General features: G+C 72.3%; 17 protein-coding genes. 11 read left to right on the top strand and 6 right to left on the bottom strand.

Annotated features, from left to right (window positions below; translation table 11 throughout):
• Nucleotides 1–186: 186 nt before the first annotated feature.
• Nucleotides 187–609 (top strand): GntR family transcriptional regulator, encoded by a 423-nt coding sequence (locus tag G443_RS04730; protein ID WP_026420319.1) that lies wholly within the window; start codon nt 187–189, stop codon nt 607–609.
• Nucleotides 610–687: 78 nt separating this feature from the next.
• Here G443_RS04730 and G443_RS04725 read toward each other — a convergent pair whose 3' ends face one another.
• The 5 genes from G443_RS04725 to G443_RS04705 all read right to left on the bottom strand — a co-directional run bounded on the left by G443_RS04725 (nt 688) and on the right by G443_RS04705 (nt 8,273).
• On the bottom strand, nt 688–1,947 hold the full coding sequence (locus G443_RS04725; protein ID WP_051314310.1) for a cation:proton antiporter: 1,260 nt from the start codon (nt 1,945–1,947) through the stop codon (nt 688–690).
• Nucleotides 1,948–2,695: 748 nt separating this feature from the next.
• Complete coding sequence (locus G443_RS04720; protein WP_026420321.1) at nt 2,696–4,243, bottom strand: tryptophan halogenase family protein; 1,548 nt, start codon at nt 4,241–4,243, stop codon at nt 2,696–2,698.
• Nucleotides 4,244–5,561: 1,318 nt separating this feature from the next.
• Nucleotides 5,562–6,584, bottom strand: coding sequence for a class I SAM-dependent methyltransferase (locus G443_RS04715; protein ID WP_035292908.1), 1,023 nt, complete (start codon nt 6,582–6,584; stop codon nt 5,562–5,564).
• Nucleotides 6,585–6,699: 115 nt separating this feature from the next.
• Nucleotides 6,700–7,827, bottom strand: coding sequence for a branched-chain amino acid aminotransferase (locus G443_RS04710; RefSeq protein WP_051314311.1), 1,128 nt, complete (start codon nt 7,825–7,827; stop codon nt 6,700–6,702).
• 296 nt (nt 7,828–8,123) lie between these two features.
• Complete coding sequence (locus G443_RS04705) at nt 8,124–8,273, bottom strand: hypothetical protein (protein ID WP_155886255.1); 150 nt, start codon at nt 8,271–8,273, stop codon at nt 8,124–8,126.
• Between the two features lie 797 nt (nt 8,274–9,070).
• On the opposite strand from G443_RS04705, the gene G443_RS04700 reads away from it, so the two are divergent.
• The 3 genes from G443_RS04700 (at nt 9,071) to G443_RS04690 (ending at nt 11,801) form a co-directional block, all read left to right on the top strand.
• The gene (locus G443_RS04700; protein ID WP_026420323.1) at nt 9,071–9,298 is read left to right on the top strand and encodes an MbtH family protein; all 228 of its coding nucleotides are present in this window, start codon (nt 9,071–9,073) and stop codon (nt 9,296–9,298) included.
• 259 nt (nt 9,299–9,557) lie between these two features.
• Nucleotides 9,558–10,895, top strand: a complete 1,338-nt coding sequence (locus tag G443_RS04695) for an aspartate aminotransferase family protein (protein ID WP_026420324.1) — start codon at nt 9,558–9,560, stop codon at nt 10,893–10,895.
• Nucleotides 10,896–10,985: 90 nt separating this feature from the next.
• Entirely contained in the window at nt 10,986–11,801 is an 816-nt protein-coding gene (locus tag G443_RS04690) for an alpha/beta fold hydrolase (RefSeq protein ID WP_026420325.1), read from the top strand.
• Between the two features lie 379 nt (nt 11,802–12,180).
• On the opposite strand, the gene G443_RS04685 is transcribed toward G443_RS04690, so the two are convergent.
• On the bottom strand, nt 12,181–12,906 hold the full coding sequence (locus tag G443_RS04685; RefSeq protein ID WP_026420326.1) for a FadR/GntR family transcriptional regulator: 726 nt from the start codon (nt 12,904–12,906) through the stop codon (nt 12,181–12,183).
• 537 nt (nt 12,907–13,443) lie between these two features.
• On the opposite strand from G443_RS04685, the gene G443_RS04680 reads away from it, so the two are divergent.
• From G443_RS04680 to G443_RS04650, 7 genes are all read left to right on the top strand, one after another.
• Nucleotides 13,444–15,240, top strand: coding sequence for a gamma-glutamyltransferase family protein (locus G443_RS04680; protein WP_026420327.1), 1,797 nt, complete (start codon nt 13,444–13,446; stop codon nt 15,238–15,240).
• A 97-nt stretch (nt 15,241–15,337) separates the two neighbouring features.
• Nucleotides 15,338–16,984, top strand: coding sequence for an ABC transporter substrate-binding protein (locus G443_RS04675; protein WP_026420328.1), 1,647 nt, complete (start codon nt 15,338–15,340; stop codon nt 16,982–16,984).
• A 1-nt stretch (nt 16,985) separates the two neighbouring features.
• Complete coding sequence (locus G443_RS04670) at nt 16,986–17,939, top strand: ABC transporter permease (RefSeq protein WP_026420329.1); 954 nt, start codon at nt 16,986–16,988, stop codon at nt 17,937–17,939.
• Nucleotides 17,936–18,829 (top strand): ABC transporter permease, encoded by an 894-nt coding sequence (locus tag G443_RS04665; RefSeq protein WP_026420330.1) that lies wholly within the window; start codon nt 17,936–17,938, stop codon nt 18,827–18,829. The genes G443_RS04670 and G443_RS04665 overlap by 4 nt, the downstream gene beginning before the upstream one ends.
• Complete coding sequence (locus tag G443_RS04660) at nt 18,826–20,736, top strand: ABC transporter ATP-binding protein (protein WP_051314312.1); 1,911 nt, start codon at nt 18,826–18,828, stop codon at nt 20,734–20,736. The genes G443_RS04665 and G443_RS04660 overlap by 4 nt, the downstream gene beginning before the upstream one ends.
• 412 nt (nt 20,737–21,148) lie before the next feature.
• A complete protein-coding gene (locus G443_RS04655) occupies nt 21,149–21,346 on the top strand; it encodes a hypothetical protein (protein WP_155886256.1) in 198 nt (65 codons plus the stop codon).
• Between the two features lie 12 nt (nt 21,347–21,358).
• Nucleotides 21,359–22,771, top strand: a complete 1,413-nt coding sequence (locus tag G443_RS04650) for a glycosyltransferase (RefSeq protein ID WP_211237600.1) — start codon at nt 21,359–21,361, stop codon at nt 22,769–22,771.
• Nucleotides 22,772–22,953 lie beyond the last annotated feature (182 nt).

The raw sequence follows: 22,953 nt of genomic DNA, 5'->3' as shown, positions 1-22,953 counted from the left end.
GCAGCTGGGTGGCCCGTCGGGGCGGGCCGATCGCTCCTCCGCCGTCCGCGCGCGTGACCGGCCCTGGCCCGGGCGGGTCCGCGAGGACGCCGGTGCTCCCTCGGCCGCTACCGGTCGCCCCACCGCGCCATCCACCCCCAGCTGATCTTGTGTTCTAGTTGATGTATACCAGCTAGGATGGCGTGGGTGCGCCTCAATCTCGACCTCGACAGCGAAATTCCGATCTACCAGCAGATTCGGGACCGACTGGTGGAGGCCGTCGCCGACGGCCGCCTCGCTGAGGGGACGGTTCTGCCATCCACGAGGAAGCTCGCTGGCGACCTCGCCATCAACTTCCACACGGTGGGCAAGGCCTACGACCTGCTGCGCCGAGAAGGAGTCATCCGGATCAACCGGGGGAGCGGGGCCGTCGTCCGCCGGGACCGCCGATCCGGATCCGCCGCCCCCCGCTTCGTGGAGGACTGGCACCGTCGGCTGCGCACCCTGCTCGCCGAGGCCGAAGTGCTCGGGCTGAGCCGGTCCGAGGTGATCGAGCGCTGTTCCCAGGTGCAGCGAGCCTTCGGCCAGGCCGCGGCCGACCCGACACCGCCGGTGAGCGCCCGCCTCTGACGCCGCCACCCCGGCCACCAACCGCATCCCCGGCGACGGATGCCGCCACCGCGCCACGTTCCATCGCCGAGGCGAGCGCTACACCGTGGCCGGTTCGGCGGGTCGCCGCCTGCTGGCGAGGAGGGACAACAGCGGCCCGGTCATCGCGGTCGTCACCAGGGCCATCGCCACGAGCACCAGGAACAGGCCGGCCGAGAGGATACCGGCCGCGTAGCCGGCCTGGAGCACCACGATCTCGGTGAGCCCCCGCGTGTTCATCAGCACCGCGAAGGTGGCCGCCTCACCCCTGGGCAGCCGGGCCAGCCGGGCCCCCAGGTAGCCCCCGCCGACCTTGCCCAGGATCCCGAGCACGACCGCGAGCACCGTCGTGCCCAGGGGGAAGCCGCTGCTCGGGCCGCTGAAGAGGTCCAGACCCGCGACGACGAAGAACACCGGGACCAACGCCCTCCCCACGGTCGCCAGCCGCCCCACGGGGCCGTCCCACCCCCCGAGGGCACCGCCGCCGGGAACCGCGAGGCCAACGAGGAAGGCACCGACCACGGCCGTGAGCCCCCAGTGTTCCAACAGCACCGCCGTACCCAGGGCGGCCAGGGCAAGGAGGAGCGAGGTGCTCCGGACGAACCTCGACGCCCACGCGGACGCCCCGCCCGACCGCAGCAGAGCTCGACACCCCAGAGCGGTGGGGATCCCCACCGCCATGACGAGCATCGACACCAGCGCCCCGCCCACCCCTCCGGCGGTCAGCCCGATGGCGACGGCGAGGAGAACCCACGCCACCATGTCCGTCGCCACGGCGGCCGACATCGCGAGGTCACCCACCGGAGTTCCGTTCAACCTCCGGTCCACCAGGATGCGGGCCAACACCGGTACCGCCGTCACCGCCATCGCGATGGCGACGAACAGGAGGAAGGCCGGGCGGGGCGCGTCGCCGCGCAGCTCCGTGTCACCGGTGGACAACACCCACCACCCCAGCAACAACCCGCTTCCCAACGCCGGTACCAGCGAACCCACGGTGACCCACCCGACCGAGCGGGCGCGCAGCCCGCCGTCCTTCCTTCCCAGCTCGTGGACGATGCTGACCAGGAACAGGACCAGCCCGACCGTGCCGACGAGGTGCAGCACCTCCACCACCGGCGCCGGGAGCACGAGGCTGACGGTGTCCTCCCCGGCCACCGCCCCGATCAGCGGAACGACCAGCAGGCCCGCCGCGATCTCGCCGATGACGCTCGGCTGGCGGAGCAGCACCGCCAGCCGGCGGCCGAGCACGGCCAACAGCAGCACCGCGGCCAGGGCCCCCACCACGTGCAGCACCCCAAGGATCGGATCCCAGACTGTCATCAACACGTCTCCAGTGGTCGGGAGCGGAATCGCGGGTCATCGGGTCCCGGCGGGTCGCACGTCCCGCGCCGGGCCGGCGGGTCGGCCAAGGCGAGCGCTCCACACCGGTGGGGGCCAGCGACCCCGTCCGCTGTGGACGGCCGGCGTGGGCGCGTCGCGCGGGGGGAGCCGACGGTGACCGGGCGCGCCGCGTCCGACGCGACGCCCCGTGGGCGCTGCCCCGGTGCCCTGCGCGGTGACCACCTCGCCGAGCACGACCTCGTGGCCACCGAGCCCGTGCGCGTCACGCATCCAGCGGTCGACCAGCGGAGCCGCGCCCACCCGGCGCGGCCCAGCCACTCCAGGACCCGTCCGCCACCGGAATTCGGGGGAGGTGGTCCGGACACCGCCGAGGAGGACGGCTCCGCCACCGGCCAGACCGCCACCGGCGCGGCGCGCACCGCGAAGGCACCGCGCCGGAGCGCGACGGCCGGGGACGGGTTCGCGGCGGGGAGGCACGCCAGCGACACCGGCGGGTCTGGGAGTCGCCGCGCGCGGGACGCCCACGTCATCAGCACCGGAGCATCGCGGGAACCGGAGGTGACCGCCCCGACTCCGGCGGGCAGCCCGGGCATCAGCACGCCGAACCCGTCGCGGCCCTCCCCTCGTGGCCAGGGCACGGGGGGAGGACCAGCTGGCAGCGCTGGCACGTCGGTCACACCACGCTCCCCTTCGGCTTCGCGACGGTCCCGTCCTCCGCCGGCACGGTTCAGTGCGACTGGGCGAAGTACTCGTACTGGCTGGGCAGCCGCCCCACCAGATCCTTGGCCTGGTGCTGGATGAGCCGCATCTCCTCGCGTGCCGAGGTGTCGTCCATGTGCGCCAGTGCGGGGGGAGCGGCCAGCGGGATGCCCCCGAGCCCCATCAACATCGAGACGTAGGAGTAGGCCTCGAAACCGTGGTAGTGGGGGTAGATGCTCTCCGCGTCGGGAAGCTTGGTCCGCCACTGCTCGAGCCGTTCCCCGAGCCCGTCCGGGATGACGCGCGTCTTGGCGTCCCGCCAGTACTCGTTGTCGGCCCGCGCGGCCGCCCGGTAGTGGAGTACCAGGAACTCCCGAACACCGTCCATCGCGTGGTTCACGGCCCGGTTGAACGACGTCCGCAGCTGGGGGGACCACCGCTGGTCCGGGAAGTGCTTGACCAGGTTCTCGATGTTGTTCTGGATGAAGAAGATCCCCGTCGACTCCAGCGGCTCGACGAAGCCGCTGGACAGGCCCACCGCCACGCAGTTGTTGACCCACGAGTCGCGGCTTCGGCCGATCCGCATCCGGATGTGGTTCGCCTCCAGCCCGTCGGCCTCCGGCCCGACGAACTCGCGCAGGGCACGCTCCGCATCCTCCGGGGAGCAGTAGTCGCTGGCGTAGACGTACCCCGTCCCGATGCGGTCGAACAGGGGGATCGTCCAGATCCACCCCGCGTCCATCGCGGTGGCGGTCGTGCAGGGCCGCAGGCCCTTCGTCTCCACGTCCACCGGAACGCGGAGAGCCACCGCGCTGTCGTTGGGCAGGGTGTCCTGGTAGGACTCGAAGGGCTCACCCAGGGCCTTGCCGAGCAGGAGGCCGCGGAAGCCCGTGCAGTCGAGGAACAGGTCACCGCGCACGTCCCCGTGTTCCCTGGTCCGGACGTGGCTGATCCAGCCCCGGTCGTCCAGCACCACCTCCTCGACGTGGTCCACGACGTGGTGCACGCCCCGGTCGGTGCCGTACTCGGTGAGGAAGTCCGCGAGCAGTGCCGCGTCGAAGTGGTAGGCGTAGGGGAACTGCGTGCTCTGCTCGGACAGCGTCGTGCGGTACATCCGCCCACCGGACTCCAGGTCCAGCTCCGGTTCGAACAGGCGGTGGTCCAGGAACCGGGGGGACTTCTTCGCGTCCGCGAGGGACGAGACGAGGAAGACGTCCTTGTCGAAGCGATCCGAGGCCGGCTCGTGGAGCCACCAGTCGCTGAGGGGGAAACCGTCCACCACCCGCAGCCGTTCGAACGGGTGGTAGAAGTGGTGGCCCTTCGCCCGCCAGTTCTCGAAACGGATGCCCAGCTTGTAGGTCGCGTTGCACCTGGGCATCCAGTCGCTTTCCCGGAGTCCCAGGTAGTCGAAGAACTGTTGGACCGTGCTGAACGTCGCCTCGCCGACCCCGATCGTGCTGACTCGGGGTGACTCGACGACGGTGACCTCGATGCGGTCGGCGAAGGCGGCCTTGAGGTAGGCCGCCGACATCCAACCCGCGGTTCCCCCGCCCACGATCACGACGCTCCTGAGCATCTGCGTGTCCTTCCGTTGTCGGAGTGGGTGTTCCTGTGCCGTCCGTCCGGGGACGGCGGTGGAGCGGCGCGGCGGGTCCATGGCGCCCGCGCCCTCGCGTTCGGGCCAGCGGGAGCCGCCGACCCCCGACGTGCGTCGGCACCGGCTGGGCTGGCTGGGAGGCGCGGACGACACGCCGTCGCGGAACAGGACGGCCACGGGACGTGGATCGCGCGTCAGGCGTTCGTCAGCGACCGGCGGGTCCGCTCACGCGGGTGCGGCGCGTCGCGGATCCGGGCGCGAGGTGGTCGAGCCAGGACCGAGTGCGCGGTCGATCCGGTGGTGCCCCGATCGGTCCTCGACGCGCGAGATGCGGGGGACGGCGGGCTGCCCCCGGGCCGTCCCATCCGTCGAGGACACCGGAGCGGAGCAACGGACAGGGCCGGCCGGGAGCTCCGCACGTCCTCTTCCGACAGTGGGAGGACGGGACCGACCCCGTCCGACGCCGTGTGCTCCCACCACGGTGTCCCGCGCTCCCGGCGCCGACGGGACGACCGTGGTGGCGGTGCGGAGGACCGGCGCACGGTCGGCGGCGCGCCCTCGACCCACCCGTGGTGGTGGCGCGCGCGGCCACGCCCCCCACCGCCCTGGCCGACATCGCGTCGCGCGCCCTCGCCCAGTGGCACCAGCCCTCCCGCCGTCCGTGTGCGCGACCACTCGGTCACGACGAGCCGAGAACCCTCGGTGCGGTACCAGCGCCTCCTGACACGCACCCCGCCGAGCCGTGCCCACGGGCGGTGCCGATCCCGGTCGTCGACGGGGGAGAGGGCGAACGTGTCGTCGTTGTCGAATGGTCTGCGCATCGGCCAACAGCGCTTCCTGCGAGGCGTGTGCGAACCCGGGCGTGGGCCGCCGACGCAACGTACCCGCGGTGATCTGGACCGAGGTTGAAATCGCGGTGACGCGAGCATGTACCCGCAGGTGGGTGAGCGCTGTCGACGCGCTGGACGTCAGGGACGCGCCATCATGGACCAACGGTGGGTGGAAACGGGGTGGGCCAGGCCGTCGTGAACCCGACGGGACGACCCGCTCGCGGGCGGCCGCCCCACGAGCGACGACCGGGGCCGGCCGGCAATCGCTGGATCGACGCGACGTCAACCGGGGAATGCCGCCAGGACGTCGGGAAGCGTTGATGAACGGGGAGCGTCCAATCCCACGTGGACCCTCGGGTCCGCCGCTCCGGCCGCGCCGGTCGACAGCGGGGACGTCGACGACGCCGAGCGGGGCGGTGCCCCGACGACGGCCGGTGCGCCGCCCCGCCGCGACGGGGGCACCGGGCCTAGGCCTTGGTGGCCCGGAACAGCCGGCCGGTCGGGAAGCGGTGTGGCACGCACTCCACCGACGAGAAGCCGGCACCGGACAACTTGGCGGTCCACTCCTCCTCGCTGAGGAGACGGCGGCGCATGAACTGCTTGTGGTAGTAGCTCACGATCGCGCTGAACCGCCGTTCCCGGATGTTCTTCACGTACGGCACCGCGTCGGTGATCGCCATCATGCCGCCAGGCCGCAGGCCCTCCCGGCAGTTGGCGAGCACGGCGTCGGCGACATGCTCCTCGTCGGGCATCATGTCGTGGAAGACGAAGCCCGCGTGCACCACGTCAGCCCCCAGCACCGGCGTGGGGTCCTCGGCGACCGACTGGATCGGTGCCTCGATGACGGTGAGCCGGTCGGCCACACCAGCGCGCTCGGCCGCCAGGACCGCCTCCTCGCAGGACGGGCCGTCCAGGTCCAGGGCCACCGCCGTGGTCTCCGGGAGCTGGAGCATGACCTCGATCAGCAGTCGGGCGGTGCCGGCGCCCAGGTCGACCACCCGGGAGGGACGGGCGTCGAGGATCGTCTGGAGGGCGACCGGGTAGAACCCCTTCGAACCCATCCACTCCGAGGACACCGCCACCTGGCGGCCGTCCCTGGGGTACTTCGCCCTCGAGTCCAGGGGAGCGCGCAGGAACTCCACGGCGTTGTTCACGAACGGGCGGTTCGCGTTCATCGCCCACGACAGGTAGCCCGACTCGTACTGGATCTGGTCGAAGTCATCGGCCACCCGCAGGCCCCCCTCCCCATCGGGGGAGTCGACCATGATGCCGGCCGAGGACATCGCCTCCAGGTAGTTGGCGACGCCCTCCTCGGGGAGGTCCGCCTCGGCCGCCAGCCTCGCGGCGGTCACGCTCTGCCCCTGGTCGATGTGGGGGAGCAGACCGAGGCGGTCCCCGATCTCCAGCAGCGCGGCGGCGCCCGCCGCGTCGGCCGCCGCCTCCCGGGGGCCCACCGCGACGGTGGTCGGTACCTCGTCAGTGACGGTCATCTCTCGTGTCCTCTCACAGGCTGAACCGGGGCATGGCCGGGGAACTCCCAGGCCGTCGTGGGAACGATCGGGTCGGGCCGGCAGTGGATGCCGGCGGGAGCGCGGGAGGCGGCGGTCAACCGACCGGGACCATCCAGCCATGCCGGTCGGGGACCAGCCCGTGTTGGACGTCGAGCAGCGCGGTCCGCAGGCGGGCGGCGAGCGGCCCCGCCCGACCCCCGTTCACGGTCCAGTCGCCGGCCGCCGACCGGACCGTCCCGACGGGAGTCACCACCGCCGCCGTTCCGCAGGCGAACACCTCCCGCAGCGAGCCACCATCCGCCCACCTCCGCCACTGCTCCACGCTGATCGGTTCCTCGGATGTCGACCACCCGAGATCCGAGGCGATCGTGATCAGGGAGTCGCGGGTCACTCGCGGCAGGATCGTGCCGCGCAGCGGTGGGGTCAGCAGACGCGGCGCCTCCTCGGGGCCCACGGCGAAGAACAGGTTCATCCCACCCATCTCCTCGACCCAGCGGCGCTCGACCGCGTCCAGCCACACGACCTGGTCACAGCCCCGCTCCCTCGCCTGCTCCTGGGCGAGCAGACTCGCCGCGTAGTTCCCCGGGGTCTTGGCCTCACCGGTGCCACCCGGCGCCGCCCGGACGTGGTCCTCGCAGACCCAGACGGTCCTCGGGCGGAGTTCACCCGGGAAGAAGTTGTCGGTGACGAAGGCGATCAGCAGGAACAGGTACTCGCGGGCCGGACGCAGGTCCAGGTCGGCCTCGGTGGCCATCAGGACGGGGCGCAGGTAGAGGCTTTTGCCGACCTCTGCCGGCACCCAGGCCCGGTCGGCCCGAACGAGCTCGGTCACGGCGGAGGTGAACAGCGCCGTCGGCATCTCGGGCATCGCGAGCCGAGTCGCCGACCGCTGGAGACGCCTGGCCGCCGCGTCGGGACGGAAGATCCCGACCCGGCCGTCCGCGAGGGAGTACGCCTTCAGTCCTTCGAACACGATCTGGCCGTAATGGATGCCGACGGTCGCCGGGTCGAACTCCAGGGCTTGGTACGGGCGCAGGCGCGCCTCGTGCCAGCCGGCATCCTCGGTCCACCGGATCGTCACCATGTGCTCGGTGAGGACCCGGCCGAACCCCGGGTGGCGCATGCGGTCGGTCCGGACGGCCGTGGTGAGCCGGTCGGCCGGAGGCACGTGGGCGACGTCGAACGGCGCCGCGGCGGCCGGAGTCGTCGTTCGGTGGTTCATCGGTCTCCCAGCACGGAGGCGCCGCGACGGGTGGCGGCGCGCGGGCGGTTCCGGACGGCACGGCCGGACGCGGGAAGGCGCGTGGGGCGGCGTCCCGGCCCGCGAGCTCTCGGTGGGCGCGGGAGTCCGGGACACCAGGTCCGATCAGCTCGTCTGGCGGGCGGCGGGCGGCGGGCGGCGGGCGGCCCCTGGGTGTCACCAGCGTCTGGCCGGCGGACCGACCACGCGGCACGGGCTCCCCACGCCGCGACCCGGAATCCGTGACCGGTCCGAACGGCCCAGGGAAACGATCCTTCTCACCGCGAGCGGATCTCGTTCAGGAGCTTTCCCAGACCACGGGAAACGATCCACCAGTCATTGTTCCCCTCGGCGCGCTGGCGGGAGCCGACCTGCTCGTTCGACGTGTTCTCGATCGCGGATAACCGTCCATCGTCGTCCTCGTCCACTCCTGATCGCCCTCGGCTGGCGAAACTGCGAAGGACGCTAACAACGCAGTCCGGGCCGGACGAGGACCTTCAGGTGTCCGTGAAACCTCCTTCTCGGAGGGCCCGGCCCCCCTTGCGGGTGCGATGGGGCAGCGGCCCGCCGGCGCCCGCCCCTCTGGTGGGCCGTTGCCGGTGACACGACCGCTCTACCTGGCCGGCGCCGTGTCGGTGCCGGCCCGAGATCGTGCCCTCCCAGCCGGGTGCTCCGGATCCAACGCCCCAGGCAGGCACCCCCGGGCCGTTCGAGCACGAGGGCGCCGTTCCCGGCGGGCCGCTTCCCCGCCAGGCCCACCAGGGCTGCCGATCCCGACGTCCCAGTCGACCTCCGGCATCCCGGTCGACCGTGACGTCCTGCGGCCGGGCGAAGCCACCAGCCCTGAGCCCGGGGACAACGGAGGGAGCGGCGGACCTCTCCCGGGGAGCACGCGGACGTGCCCGCAGGCCAGCCGACCAAGGGCGTCAGGAGCTCCACCGTGCCGACGACTCGCCGGCGGACTCGCGCCGTGACCAGCGTTCCCAACATGAGGCGAAAGTCCTTGACGCTCCACATCGTCCTCGAATTGAATGGCACGCGGAACGGGGGACAGGGCGAATCGGCGTGTTCGACACCGGACGACCCGTTGTTCCGGGAGACCGCCGTTTCGCGGCTGGCAGTTCGAGAGGACGAACAGGACGCCGAACACGACCTCCCGGCCGGCCCGCGAGCCGATGGCCGGTGGGTGATCGCACTGCTCGGCACGGACGACGGAGGAACGCTGATGACCAATCCGTTCGAAGATCCGGACGCGACCTACCTGGTGCTCATCAACGACGAGGGCCAGTACTCCCTCTGGCCGTCGTTCGCGGAGGTGCCGGGTGGCTGGACCGTCGTGGTGACCGAGACCGACCGGCAGTCCTGCCTCGACTACATCGAGGAGAACTGGACTGACATGCGCCCCAGGAGCCTCGTCCGTGAGATGGAGGGGGCCGGGAGCTCCGGCGACTGACGAGGTCCGGACGGGGGTTCACCGGGGGACGGCCGGGTCCGCCCCGGCGGTCCCGGACCGGGCCAGTGCCGGGACGGCACCATCCACCCCGGCTCGGCGTACGCCCGCGCCCTCCCGGGCGCGGGGCCTCCGGGTCCGCCCTCGGCCTCCCGAACGGGACGACCGGGCTCCGGGGCACACTGGGAGTCGGTCCCGGGGTGACCCGTCGGTCACCTCGGGACCGACCTCCACGGACACCGCGAGAAGGGGCCGCAAGGGCATGAGCGACGCCGCCGAGATCTCCGCCGCCGAGCGCGACCACGTCTTCCACTCCTGGTCGGCGCAGGGGTCGGTGAACCCGTTGCCCATCGCCGGCGGCGAGGGGTGCTGGTTCTGGGACCACGACGGGAACCGGTACCTGGACCTCGCCTCCCAACTGGTCAACGTGAACCTCGGCCACCAACATCCCAGGGTCGTGGCCGCCATCCGCGACCAGGCCGAGCGGCTCTGCACCGTCGCGCCGCAGTTCGGCAACGAGACGCGGTCCACCCTGGCCCGACTCATCGTCGAACGCGCGCCGGGGGACCTCGACGCGGTGTTCTTCACCAACGGTGGCACGGAGGCCGTCGAGCACGCGGTGCGGATGGCCAGGCTGCACACCGGGCGCCACAAGGTCCTCTCGGCCTACCGCTCCTACCACGGGGCGACCGCCGGCTCCATCACGTTGACCGGGGACCCGAGGCGGTGGGCGAACGAGCCCGGTGTGCCCGGCGTCGCGCGCTTCTTCGGCCCGCACCTCTACCGGTCCGCGTTCCACGCCACCACCGAGGAGGAGGAGAGCGACCGCGCGCTGCGCCACCTCGCCGAGGTCATCCAGTTCGAGGGACCGGACACGGTGGCCGCCGTCCTGCTCGAACCGGTCGTGGGCACCAACGGCGTGCTCGTCCCCCCGCCGGGGTACCTGGCGGGAGTGCGGGAACTCTGCGACCGGCACGGCATCCTGCTCATCTCCGACGAGGTGATGGTCGGGTTCGGCCGGGTCGGGGAGTGGTTCGCGGTGGACGCCTGGGACGTCACCCCGGACCTGATCACCTTCGCCAAGGGGGTCAATTCCGGTTACGTCCCACTGGGTGGCGTGGTCATCTCACGGCGGATCGCGGACACGTTCACCGACCGGGCCTACCCGGGCGGACTGACCTACTCGGGCCATCCACTCGCCTGCGCCGCCGGGGTCGCCTCCATCCAGGTGTTCGAGGAGACCGACCTGCTGCGCCGGGTGCGGCGCCTGGGTTCGGAGGTCGTGGAACCGGCGCTGCGGGAGCTCGCCGAGCGCCACCCCTCCGTCGGGCACGTGCGTGGGCGGGGCCTGTTCTGGGCGGTGGAGCTGGTGCGGGACAGGGACACCCGGGAACCCCTGGTGCCGTTCAACGCCAGCGGCGCCGACGCGGCCCCGATGAACCAGCTGGCCGCGGCCATGCGGGCGAACGGGGTCTGGCCCTTCGTGAACATGAACAGGCTGCACCTCGCCCCTCCGCTGGTGATCAGCGAGGAGGAGCTGGCGCTGGGGCTCAAGGCCCTCGACGAGGCCCTCGCGGTCACCGACGCCCTGGTGGGCTGACAACGCCCGGACCGGGCGGGCCGACGGGCCGCCGTCGCCGCCGCCACCGGAGGCGGCGGCCGACCAGATCACGACAGACAGGGGTAGGGCATGTCGACCGCGGACATCAACGGCATCCGCGTCCAGTACGAGGATGTCGGAGACGGCGAGCCCGTCGTGCTCGTCATGGGGTCCGGTTCGACCGGGCGGGCCTGGCACCTGCACCAGGTGCCCGCCCTGGTGTCGGCGGGGTACCGGGTCATCACCTTCGACAACCGGGGTAGTTCGGCCAGCACCCGCGACCTGGTCGGGTTCACCGTCGAGGACCTGGTCGCCGACACGGTCGGGCTCATCGAGCACCTCGGGCTCGGGCCCTGTCGGCTGGTGGGCACCTCGATGGGAGCCCACGTCGTCCAGGAACTCCTGGTGACCAGGGCGGACCTGGTCAGCCAGGCGGTGCTGATGGCCACCCGGGGCCGGACCGACGTCATGCGGCGGTTCGCGGCCCTGGCGGAACGGGAGCAGGTGGACAGCGGAGTCGAGCTGCCGGCCCGCTACGCGGCCTCGATCCGCGCCATGCAGGTGCTCTCACCGGCGACCCTGAACGACGACCGGAAGTGCCAGGACTGGCTGGACATCTTCGAGATGGTGCCCGCCGAACACTCCAAGGGCTACCGGGCGCAGTTGGACCTCGACATCATCCCGGACCGGCTGGCCGCCTACCGGTCGATCACCACGCCCACGCTGGTGATCGGTTTCGCCGACGACCTCGTCCTCCCGCCGCACCTGTGCCGGGAGGTCGCCGACGCCATTCCGGCCGCCCGGTACGTCGAGTTGGCCGACTCCGGCCACTACGGGTACCTGGAGCGACCGGAGGCGGTCAACGCCGAGTTGGTCTCGTTCTTCGCCGAGCGCCGCGTGCGCTGACCGGATCCGGGGGCCGGTGCCGCCAGTCGGGGGACACCGCCGGGAGCGGGTTCCCGGCCCGCATCCGGCGTTCCACCGGGTGGCCGGCCGGACGTCCCGCGCGTGACCTCGAATGCCGACCGCGCCCCCGAATGGTCGATAATCCCTGTCTCTTCAGTGTCTAGTGAAATCAACCCCGTGTGTGCTCGCGCACCACCAGGGATCACGGAGAAGCGACCACTGCCCGAACCCGGCCCTCGTCTCGCGGCGGAGGGTCGACCGCCAGCGCACCCGTTCCCCGGACCGGACCAGCCCGGGGCGAGTGGGGATGCCTCCCCGGCTCGTGGGCCGGGTCGGCGAGCGGCCCAACGGGCACCCCGACGCGACCTCCCCGGTCGGGTCAGGACCCGGACGGAACCGGGCCCGCGTCCTCCGAGGTGGCGGTGATCCGCCGCAGCACCGAGTCGATGTGGGCGGCGGTGGCGGCACTCGCCCCCTCCGGGTCGTGCCGTTCGATCGCCCGCAGGATCTCCCGGTGCTCCTCGATGGAGGACCGGCGCCGCGCCGCCGACACGAGGGCCTCGTCCCTGCTGGCCTCGGTGATCTCGTGCACGCGGTCCAGCAACCGCACCAGCAGCGGGTTGTGCGTGTACTGGGCGATCGCCCGGTGGAAGGTGCGGTCGAGATCGGCGAACCCGGTCGGCGTGGGGTCCCGCGTCATCTCGTCCACCAGCCCCGCGAGCTGGGCCACGTTCGCCGGAGTGGCCCGCAGCGCCGCCCGCGCCGCCACCGGCGGCTCCACGCACGCCCGCACCTCCATGACCTGGAGCAGTTCGATCCGCTCGGCGTCAAGCCCGGAGGCCAGCAGCTCCCCGAAGCGGCTCGCCGTCGGGTCGAGGACCACGGTGCCGGAACCGGGCCGGCGCGCGACCAGACCCCGCGAGGCCAGGTCCCGCAGCGCCTCGCGGACCGAGCCCCGGGACACCCCCAGGGCCTCGGCCAGTTCGCGCTCCGCCGGCACCCGGTCACCCGGCCGGAGGCTTCCGGTCAGGATCAGGCGTTCGATGTCGATGGCCAGGGTGTCCGGCCTCGACAGGCTCGGGCGCCGCAGGCGGTGCCAGTCCATCCTCACGCTCCCCCAGAGTTGACCGGTGCGCCGGACGCTACCGTCCCCCGGCGCGGCGCAACCTCGCCGTAACAGAGCGCTGACAGGTCGGTAATCCGTCTGCTGTTGGCTCTTCGGAACCGCCCCGAAGTGGAGTACGCTCGCTCGCCAACTGGTCCTACCAATGTACCAATCCAGTCGGTGTCGAGTCCGCTACGGGATGTGGGAACACGTGATCGGAGACCCCGCGCACGGTTCCGGTGGCCCGCGACGCCGACCGGACGGCGCGCCCGCCGCCCACCCGGAGGCGAACGGTGTCCGACACGGCGGACGACGACGTCTGACGGGTGCCACCCCACCCGAGCCGTCAGCGCACCAACGCCGTCGCGACCCGACGGGCACCGGCGCCGGCGTCCGCGGCACCCGAACCCACCCCTGTTCTTGGCGGGGGTGTTCCGGCGATGCTCGACGACGCGGACCCCGCCCCCGACCGGACGGGTTCGCGCGACCCGGTGGACCAGCCGTCCCCCACCCCCGCACCACGAAGGAGCCGACCAGGTGTTCACGACGAGACCGACGCTGCAGGGCACGCACGGCATGGTGTCCTCGACCCACTGGCTCGCCTCGGCCTCCGCGATGGCCGTGCTCGAGGACGGCGGCAACGCCTTCGACGCCGCCGTGGCGGCGGGTTTCGTGCTCCACGTCGTCGAACCACACCTCAACGGCCCCGCGGGTGAGGTGCCGATCATCCTCGCGCCCGCCGGAGGGCGCCCCCAGGTCCTCGCCGGTCAGGGCCCCGCTCCCCAGGGCGCGACCATCGAGCACTACACGTCCCTCGGGCTGGACCTGGTGCCGGGAACGGGCCCCCTGGCGGCCGCCGTGCCCGCCGCCTTCGACGCCTGGATGGTGCTGCTGCGGGACCACGGCACCCGAAGCCTCGCCGACGTCCTGAAGTACGCGATCGGCTACGCCGAGCACGGCCACCCCGCGGTCGACCGGGTGGGCGCCACCGTCGAGACGGTCCGCGAGCTCTTCGAGACCGAGTGGACGACGTCCGCGGAGGTCTACCTGCGGGGCGGACGGTCGCCCCGCCCCGGGGAACTGCTGCGCAACCCCGCCCTCGCGTCGACCTGGCGGCGTCTGGTGGCCGAATCGGAGGCGGCGGGCACCGGGCGGGAAACCCAGATCGAGGCGGCGCGCCGCGTGTGGCGGGAGGGCTTCATCGCCGAGGCGCTGGCCGAACAGGCCGCCACCCCCACCATGGACAGCTCCGGAGAACGGCACGGCGGGACGCTGACCGGCTCCGACCTCGCCGCCTTCGAGGTCGGCTACGAGGACCCCGTCGCCCACGAGTGGAACGGGTGGACCGTGTGCAAGGCCGGTCCCTGGAGCCAGGGCCCCGCCTTCCTCCAGCAGCTGGCACTGCTGCCCGAGGACCTCACCTATGACGGTCCCGACTACCACCACGTGCTCGTCGAGGGCACCAAACTCGCGATGGCCGACCGCGAGGCCTGGTACGGGGATGCCGCGGAGGTGCCCCTGGCCGAGCTCCTCTCGCCCGGGTACAACGCCGAACGCCGCGCCCTCGTCGGGGAGACCGCCTCGTTCGAGCTGCGGCCCGGCAGCCCGGGCGGCCGACGTTCGGTCCTCGGCGAACACGTGCGCAAGGTCGCCGCCGGGGTGCCCGACGTCGCCGCCGGCGACGCCGGAGCGGGCGTGGGGGAACCCACCGTCGCCGACACCGGCGTCACCAGGGGCGACACCTGCCACCTCGACGTCGTCGACCGGTGGGGCAACATGGTCGCCGCGACGCCGAGCGGCGGCTGGCTCCAGTCCAACCCGGTCGTCCCCAGCCTCGGGTTCCCACTCGGGACCCGGCTCCAGATGGCGTGGCTCGAACCCGGGCTGCCCAACTCCCTGACCCCCGGGCGGCGCCCCCGCACCACCCTCACCCCCTCCCTCGCGCTGCGGGACGACGTGCCGGTCATGGCCTTCGGCACGCCGGGTGGCGACCAGCAGGACCAGTGGAGCCTGCACTTCTTCCTCGCAGTCGCGCTGCGGCGGCCGGTGCGGGGCGGGCTGGACCTGCAGGGCGCCATCGACGCCCCGAACTGGCACACCGACAGCTTCCCCAGCTCCTTCTACCCCCGGGGGATGCGGCCCGGCAGCGTCACCGTCGAGTCCCGCCTCGGTGAGGCGGCCATCGCCGAGCTCCGCCGACGGGGCCACGACGTCACCGTCGGCGGCCCCTGGTCCGAGGGCCGGCTGTGCGCCGTGGCCCGGGACCCGGAGACCGGCGTGCTGCTCGCCGGTGGCAACCCCCGGGGGATGCAGGGCTACGCGGTGGGGCGCTGACCGCCGGAGAACAGGCAGACAGGACGTTCGGCCCGTGGCCCCCGGCGCCCCGGTGGTACGGGCCGAACGACGGAACGGAAAGTGAGGTGAGGGGCGCGTGCCCTGGTCAAGCCCGAACGGGCGTCCCGGCCGATGGCGGACCCTGGGGGTCGTCACCACGGCCGGACTCGTGCTCGGCGGCTGCGCTCCGCTGGTCGAGCCGCAGACGGTCGTCAACGAGGAGCGCAGCGGAGTCGACCTGCCCGTCCGGAAGGGCGGGGAGATCTCGGTGGCGCTCGACGCCGACCCCGACGCACTCGACCCCACGTTGTCCAGCACCCTCGTCGGTCGCCAGGTCTACACGAGCGTTTGTGAGAAGCTCTACGATGTCGGGGAGAACCTGGAGATCGTCCCGCAACTGGCGGCCGACCTGCCCGAGATCTCCGACGACGGGCTCGACGTCACCATCCCGCTGCGGCGCGACCTGCTGTTCAACGACGGCACCGCACTCGACGCCCACGCGGTGAAGCGGAGCCTGGACCGGCACCGGGAGATGCCCGCGTCCCGCCGGGCCACCGAGCTGGAGAGCGTCCGCTCCGTCGAGGTCGTCGACGCCGACACCGTCCGGCTGCGGCTCCACCGGCCCTACGCTCCCCTCACCTCGATGCTCGCCGACCGCGCCGGCATGATCCTGTCCCCGACCGCCCTCGACGAACTCGGCGAGGACTTCGGGCAGGCCCCCGTCTGCGTCGGACCCTTCCACTTCGTCGAACGGGTGGCGCAGGACCGGATCGTCGTGGAGCGCAGCGAGCACTACTACGACGCCGACCTGGTCAACCTCGACCGGATCGTCTACCGGCCCATCCCGGACCCGACCATCAGGTTGGCGAACCTGCGGTCCGGCCAGCTCGACGCGATGTGGAAGGTCTCCCCGGACGACCTGCCCGCGGTGTCCAACGAGGACGGCCTCACACTGCTCAACCAGCCTTCCATCCAGTACATGGGCATGAGCGTGAACGTGATGAACACCGACGGCAACACCGCCGAACCCGGCCAGGTCGAGGGCCCGCTCGCCGAGGACCCCAGGGTGAGGCAGGCGCTGGCGCTGTCGTTGGACCGCGACACCATCAACGAGGTCGTGTTCAGCGGGCTCCACCAACCCGCCTGCGGACCCATCCCGCCCTCCAGCGAGTTCGCCACGGAGGAGACGCAGGCCTGCCCGGAGCACGACCCGGACCGGGCCAGGGAACTGCTCGCCGAGGCGGGGGTCCAGACCCCCGTCCCCGTCGAACTGATGATCAGCAACGAACCGCTCACCCTGCGGCTCGGGCAGGTCATCCAGGCGATGGCCGCCGAGGCCGGGTTCCAGGTCCGGCTCCGCCCCACCGAGTTCGCCGCCAGCATCGCCGAAGCCCAGTCCGGGAACTTCCAGACCTACATCTCCGGCTGGTCCGGTCGACCGGACCCCGACGGCAACATCGGGTCGTTCCACGTGCGCAGCGGCGCGAACAACTACAGCGGCCACTTCACGCCGGAGACCGACGAGCTGATCCGCGAGGCCGCCGAGGAGACCGATCCGGAGCGGCGTCGGGACCTGTACTCCGAACTCGTGCCTCGGCTGCGCGACTTCAACAACATCATCTACCTGTACCGGGAACGGCTCTACGCCGCGCACAGCACCGACCTCGCCGGTGTCCGCGTGTACCCGGACGGGTTGATGCGTTTCCGGGAGGCCGGTTTCGTCGCCGAGGGCGGTGAGGGGTGACATGGGACGCTACCTGCTGAACCGGCTGCTCCAGTCCCTGGTGACGCTGTTCCTGGTTTCCGTGGTGATCTTCGCCGGAGTCCGGGCGATGCCGGGTGACCCGGCCCTGCTCCTGGCCGGTGACGACCCCTCCCCGGAGACCGTGGCCGCCATCAACGAGCAGTACGGTTTCGACCGGGCCTGGCCGCTGCAGTACCTCACCTGGATCGGCCAGATGCTGCGGTGGGACTTCGGTGAGTCGATCCGGACCGGCATGCCGGTGTCGGAGACCATCCTCACCCGGCTGCCGGCGACCCTCGAACTGGCCGCGCTGAGCCTGCTCGTCGCCGCGCTCGTGGGGGTGCTCGCCGGAGTGGCCGCCGCCGTGCGGCAGGGCCGGCCCACCGACTGGCTCGCCAACGGGGTCGCGCTGCTGGGGCTCTCGGTGCCCAACTTCTGGTTGGGTCTGATGGGAATCCTCGTCTTCGCCGTGGCACTCGGGTGGCTGCCGGCCTCCGGGTACGTGCCGTTCTTCGAGTCCCCGGCCGGCAACCTCGCCAGCATGGTGATGCCCGCGATCGTCCTCGGCACCGGGCTCGCGGCGATCATCCTCCGGCAGACCAGGTCGTCGATGATCGAGGCGTTGAGTTCGGACTACGTCCGCACCGCGCGGGCCAAGGGCATGACCCCGCGCCGCGTGGTGGCCCACGCGCTGCGGAACAGCCTGATCACCGTGCTCACGATCCTCGGCCTGCAACTCGGCGCGCTGATCTCGGGAACAGTGGTGACCGAGCAGATCTTCGTGTTGCCCGGCTTCGGGCGGCTCATGGTCGAGTCCGTCTTCACCCGGGACTTCCCGGTGATCCAGGCGACCGTGATGGTCACCGCCGTCGGATACATCCTGGTGAACCTCGTCGTCGACCTGCTGTATTCGGTGGTCGACCCGCGGATCCGGGTGCAGGGAGGCGCACGATGACGACCGACGTCCACGCCGGGACCCCGACCTCCGGCGCCGGAGCCGGCAGGAGCCAGCGTCGCCGTGCGCTGCGCAGGCTGCGCCGGAACCCCGCCGGCATGGTCGGCCTGGTCCTGGTGGTCCTGCTGGTGCTCGCCGCGGCCCTCGCTCCGCTGCTCGCACCGGCCGACCCGGCCGCGGTCGACTTCGACCGCCTCCGGGAGCAGCCGTCGGCGGCGGCCTGGTTGGGCACCGACGAGTTCGGCCGGGACCAGCTGTCCCGCGTCCTGTTCGGACTGCGGTCCTCCCTGTTCGTCGGGGTCCTCGCGGTCCTGCTCGCCGTCGTCGTGGCGGTTCCGCTCGGACTGGCCGCCGGCTACTACCGCCGCTTCGTCGATCCCGTGGTCTCCCGGCTGACCGACACGATGTTGGCCTTCCCGTTCCTGGTGCTGGCGGTCGGCCTGGCCGCGATCCTGGGGCCCTCGCTGCTGAACGCGGCGATCGCGATCGGGGTGTCGCAGGTTCCCAACATCATCCGGGTGATGCGGGGGGAGACGTTGCGGCTGGCCAACGAGAACTACATCGACGCCGCCGTCGCGGGCGGCGCCCACGACGGCGTGATCCTGTTCCGGCACATCCTGCCCAACTCGGTCAACGCCCTGCTCATCCAGGTGACGGTGGGCATCCCGGCGGCGATCCTCGGCGAGGCCGTGCTGTCGTTCCTGGGCCTGGGTGTCCAGCCGCCGACACCGTCACTGGGCGTGATGCTCTCCAGCGCCCAGCCGTTCTTCGCGCAGGCACCCTGGCTCGCCCTGTTCCCCGGCCTGGTGATCGTCGCGGCCACGCTGGCGTTCAACCTGCTCGGCGACGGGTTGCGCGACGCACTGGATCCGAAGGGACACCGCCGATGAGCACGACAGCCAGTGGAACCGCCCACGAGGAGGCGGCCGAGGTGGAGCCGGTGCTGCGGCTGACCGACCTCTCCGTCGGTTTCCGCACCGAGGACGGGCCCGTGCGGGCCACCACGGGTGTCGGTTTCGACGTCCGCCCCGGTGAGGTCCTCGCCGTCGTGGGGGAGTCGGGTTCCGGCAAGAGCGTCAGCGCGATGTCGCTGCTGGGGCTGCTCCCGCCGAGCGCCACCGTCACGGGTTCGGCGACCCTCGCCGGCGAGGAGCTGGTCGGGATGCCCGAGCGGCGGTTGCGGGCTCTCCGGGGCAACGAGATCGCCATGATCTTCCAGGAGCCGATGACCTCGCTGAACCCGGTGTTCACCGTGGGGTGGCAGTTGGGGGAGGTGCTGCGCGAGCACCGTGGGCTGTCGCGGGCGGCGGCCCGGGAACGGTCCAGGGAACTCCTGGAACTCGTCGGCATCCCCGAGGCGGCCCGTCGCCTCGACTCCTACCCCCACCAGATGTCCGGCGGGCAGCGGCAGCGGGTCATGATCGCGATGGCGGTGGCGTGCGACCCGAGGGTGCTGGTCGCCGACGAACCCACCACCGCCCTGGACGTCACCGTGCAGGCCGAGATCCTGGACCTGCTGCGTGACCTGTGCCGGCGGCTGGGTACCGCGATCGTCCTGATCACCCACGACATGGGCGTCGTCGCCGACATCGCCGACCGGGTGGTGGTGATGCGGGACGGGCAGGTCGTCGAACGGGGTGACGTCCGTCAGGTCCTCACCGCACCACGGCACGAGTACACCGCCACCCTCCTCGCCGCCGTCCCCCACCTCGGGCGACCGAGGTCGGACGGCCCGGGGGCGGCGGGCGCGGACACCGCCACCGGTGCGGAGCGGCCCTCCCCGGCCGCACCGGAGCCGGCGAGCGGTGGGACGGAGCCCTCACCCCAGGTGGTCGAGCCCGGGGTGGCCGAGCCCGGGGTGGCCGAGCCCGGGGTGGCCGAGCCCGGCGCGGGCGAGCCCGAGGTGGCCCACGAGGACGCGGCTACCCCGCCGACCCGGCGCGGAGCTCCGGTGGTGACCACGCCCCGCGCCGGCGGGCGGGCCGCCACCGCCGACGTGGTGGACGTCCCGCCGGCACTGGAACTGCGGGACCTGGTCGTCGAGTACCACCAGGTGCGGGCGGTGCGCGAGGTGTCGGTGACCGTGGGCGCCGGCGAGGTGGTCGGGCTCGTCGGGGAGTCGGGGTCGGGCAAGTCCACGGTCGGGCGGTGCGCCGCCGGCCTGCAGCGGCCGACCTCGGGCACCGTGCGGGTCGCCGGGCACGACATCACCGCCCTGTCGGCGCGGCGGCTGCGTCCGCTGCGCCGCGACTTCAGCATCGTGTTCCAGGATCCCGCCTCGTCGCTGAACCCTCGGATGACGATCGGCGAGTCCATCGCGGAACCCCTGCGGATGCACCGGGTGAGCCGGGGGGCCGGGCTGCGGGACCGGGTGGCCGAGCTGTTGGAGAGCGTGTCCCTGCGCGCCGACATGCACGTCCGGTACCCGCACGAACTGTCCGGCGGGCAGCGGCAGCGGGTCAGCATCGCGCGGGCGCTGGCACTGGAGCCCAAGCTGCTGATCGCCGACGAGCCCACCAGTGCGCTGGACGTGTCGGTGCAGGCCAACGTGCTGCGGCTCTTCGTCGACCTGCAACGGCGATTGGGCTTCGCCTGCCTGTTCATCAGCCACGACCTGGCGGTCGTGGAGATGCTGACCAGTCACGTCGCCGTGATGCGGCGCGGCGAGATCGTCGAGTCCGGGCCGACCGGAGCGGTGCTGGCCGAGCCGAGCCACGAGTACACCAGGGCACTGCTCGCCGCCGCCCCGGTGCCGGACCCGGACGAGCAGCGCCGTCGGCGGGAGGCCCGCGCCTGACGCTGCGACGCGCACCGGCGGGGCGGCCACCAGACGGGCCCGCCCCGCCGGGCCGAGCGCCTTGCCGGGTAGGTCGAGGCGGCACCTCGTGCGGCGGGTGATGTCGCTGGGGCCTGTGGGGCGTGGCGGTTCGCTGGGTCCCCGGAACCGGCCCAGGCCGACACGCACCCACAAGGGGGGTAACCCTGGGTCAGCGGGGGTCGATCGGGCCGAGGCGCGACCCCGCGCCGTCGTCCGTCGCGGATGCGCCTCCCGCCCTGCCCGACGGCTGCTCCCCGGCGTTCGGCTCCACCCGCGAGGTGCGCGCCGCCCGCCCGCTGATACCCGAGGGAACTCGTCGACCAGCGGTGACGGTCCGCCGCGGTCACGGGTGCGGTCATCGCGAGCCCCGGCTATACAGAGGCGTGGACAGGTGACAGGCAGCGCACCCGACCCGCGAGGGGGAGCCATGCCCTACGGATCGTTGGCGGCCACCGGAACCGGGGTGACGCTCGGTGGCGTCGTCCTCGGCCAGCTCTGGCTGGTACTGCTGGCCCTCGCCCTGGTCCTGACCGGGGCACTGGTCATCCGGTTCGCGTTCCGCCCAGGCAAGACACCCTCCGACCCGTGACGGGGAGGGACGATGCGGCCGCCGACGGCGACGTTCGTGGGGTTGCGGGCCCGGACGCTGCTGGCGGCCGCCCCACTGGTCTTCTTCGTGGTCTGGACGACGACGCACCTGGTGTCGGTGACGAACGTGTTCTCCGCGTCCACCAACCAGCTGGCATTCGCCTGGCTGATCTCGTTCCTCCTGCTCTGGTGGGTTCCGCTGGCCTGGTTCGAACGTCCGTTCCGGGCCACCGCCGACCAGCAGCACGAGTTGGACCAGTTGACGGTCACCGTCCAGATCCCCGTCTACAACGAGGACGAGGCGGCGCTGCGCGCCTGCCTCCGATCGGTGTTGGACCAGAGCCGGCCCGTCGACCGGATCCGGGTCGTGGACGACGGGTCGATGGACCCGGCCAGCGGGCGTGGCCAGACCTACCGCAGGGTCCGGCGGAGCTTCCTCGCCGAGGCGGCCGCCCGGGGAGTCGAGGCCAGCTGGGACCGGACCGAGAACCGGGGGAAGCGGTGGGCGCAGATGCACGTCCTCGCCCACGACGACGCGGACATCTTCGTCACCCTGGACAGTGATTCCGTGCTGGACGCGCACGCCGTCCGGGAGGGCCTCAAACCCTTCGCCGATCCCGGGGTGAAGTCCGTCGCCGGCCTGGTCGCCGTCCTCAACACCAGGGCAAACGTGTTGACCAGGATGATCTGCCTGCTGTACCTGCCGTTCACCCGGGGCCTGCGCAGCGCGCAGTCCGTTCTCCGCCGGGTCACCATCAACTCCGGCACCCTGGCCTTCTACCGGGCCGACGTGATCCGCCGCCACGCCGGCGTCTACGAGAACGAGACGTTCCGAGGCCGGCCGATGCAGATGAACGACGACTCCATGTTGACGATGTACGCCCTGCTGGAGGGCGACACCGTCCACCAGCCCTCCGCCATCGTCTTCACCCTGGCGCCGGAACGGTTGCGGCACTACATCAGGCAGCAGATGCGCTGGATGCGGGGGACCACGGTGCGGCACTTCTGGTGGCTGCGGTACATGCCCGTGACCGGTGTCGTGTTCGTGACCACCGTCGCCGAGTACCTGCACATCGCGCTGTCCGTGCTGATCCCCGTGGCCCTCGTCGTCGGAGCGGCCCGGGAGGACCGCCTCGGTGAGGTCCTGCTCATCACCCTCGTGATCGCCTTGGTCATGCACTACCTGATGGCGCTGCGGCTGTTCACGCTTCGCCGGTCGGACGACACGTGGCGGTTCACCGTCGGGTTGTTCGTGCTCTCGCCCCCTCGTCGCAGTCTGGCGGGTCGTGGTGCTTCGCCCGATGTACCTGTACGCGCTCGCCACCTGTTGGCGGATCAGCTCGTGGGGGACCCGGGGCTCGGTGGAGGTCAGGGCCTCGGGCGGGTAGCCGCGCGGTGCGCGCCGGCCGGGGGGTCGGTGGGGTGATGACCCGGAACAGCGTCGCGACGCCGGTCCGCCGCTCGCCACTCGACCGGCACGGTCGGTGCTCGACGGGGGAACGCGGTCCGCGCCCCCGTCCTGGGAGGACCGCGCCCCAGCCGCCGGGGCGGACGCGGTGACGCCGGAGGCGCGACGGGGAACCGCCTGGTGGGGGACCGGGACGGTGA

This window comes from Actinoalloteichus caeruleus DSM 43889, assembly GCF_000429185.2.
GTDB classification, from domain to species: domain Bacteria; phylum Actinomycetota; class Actinomycetes; order Mycobacteriales; family Pseudonocardiaceae; genus Actinoalloteichus_B; species Actinoalloteichus_B caeruleus.
This window is presented reverse-complemented; position numbering and strand designations above follow the sequence as displayed.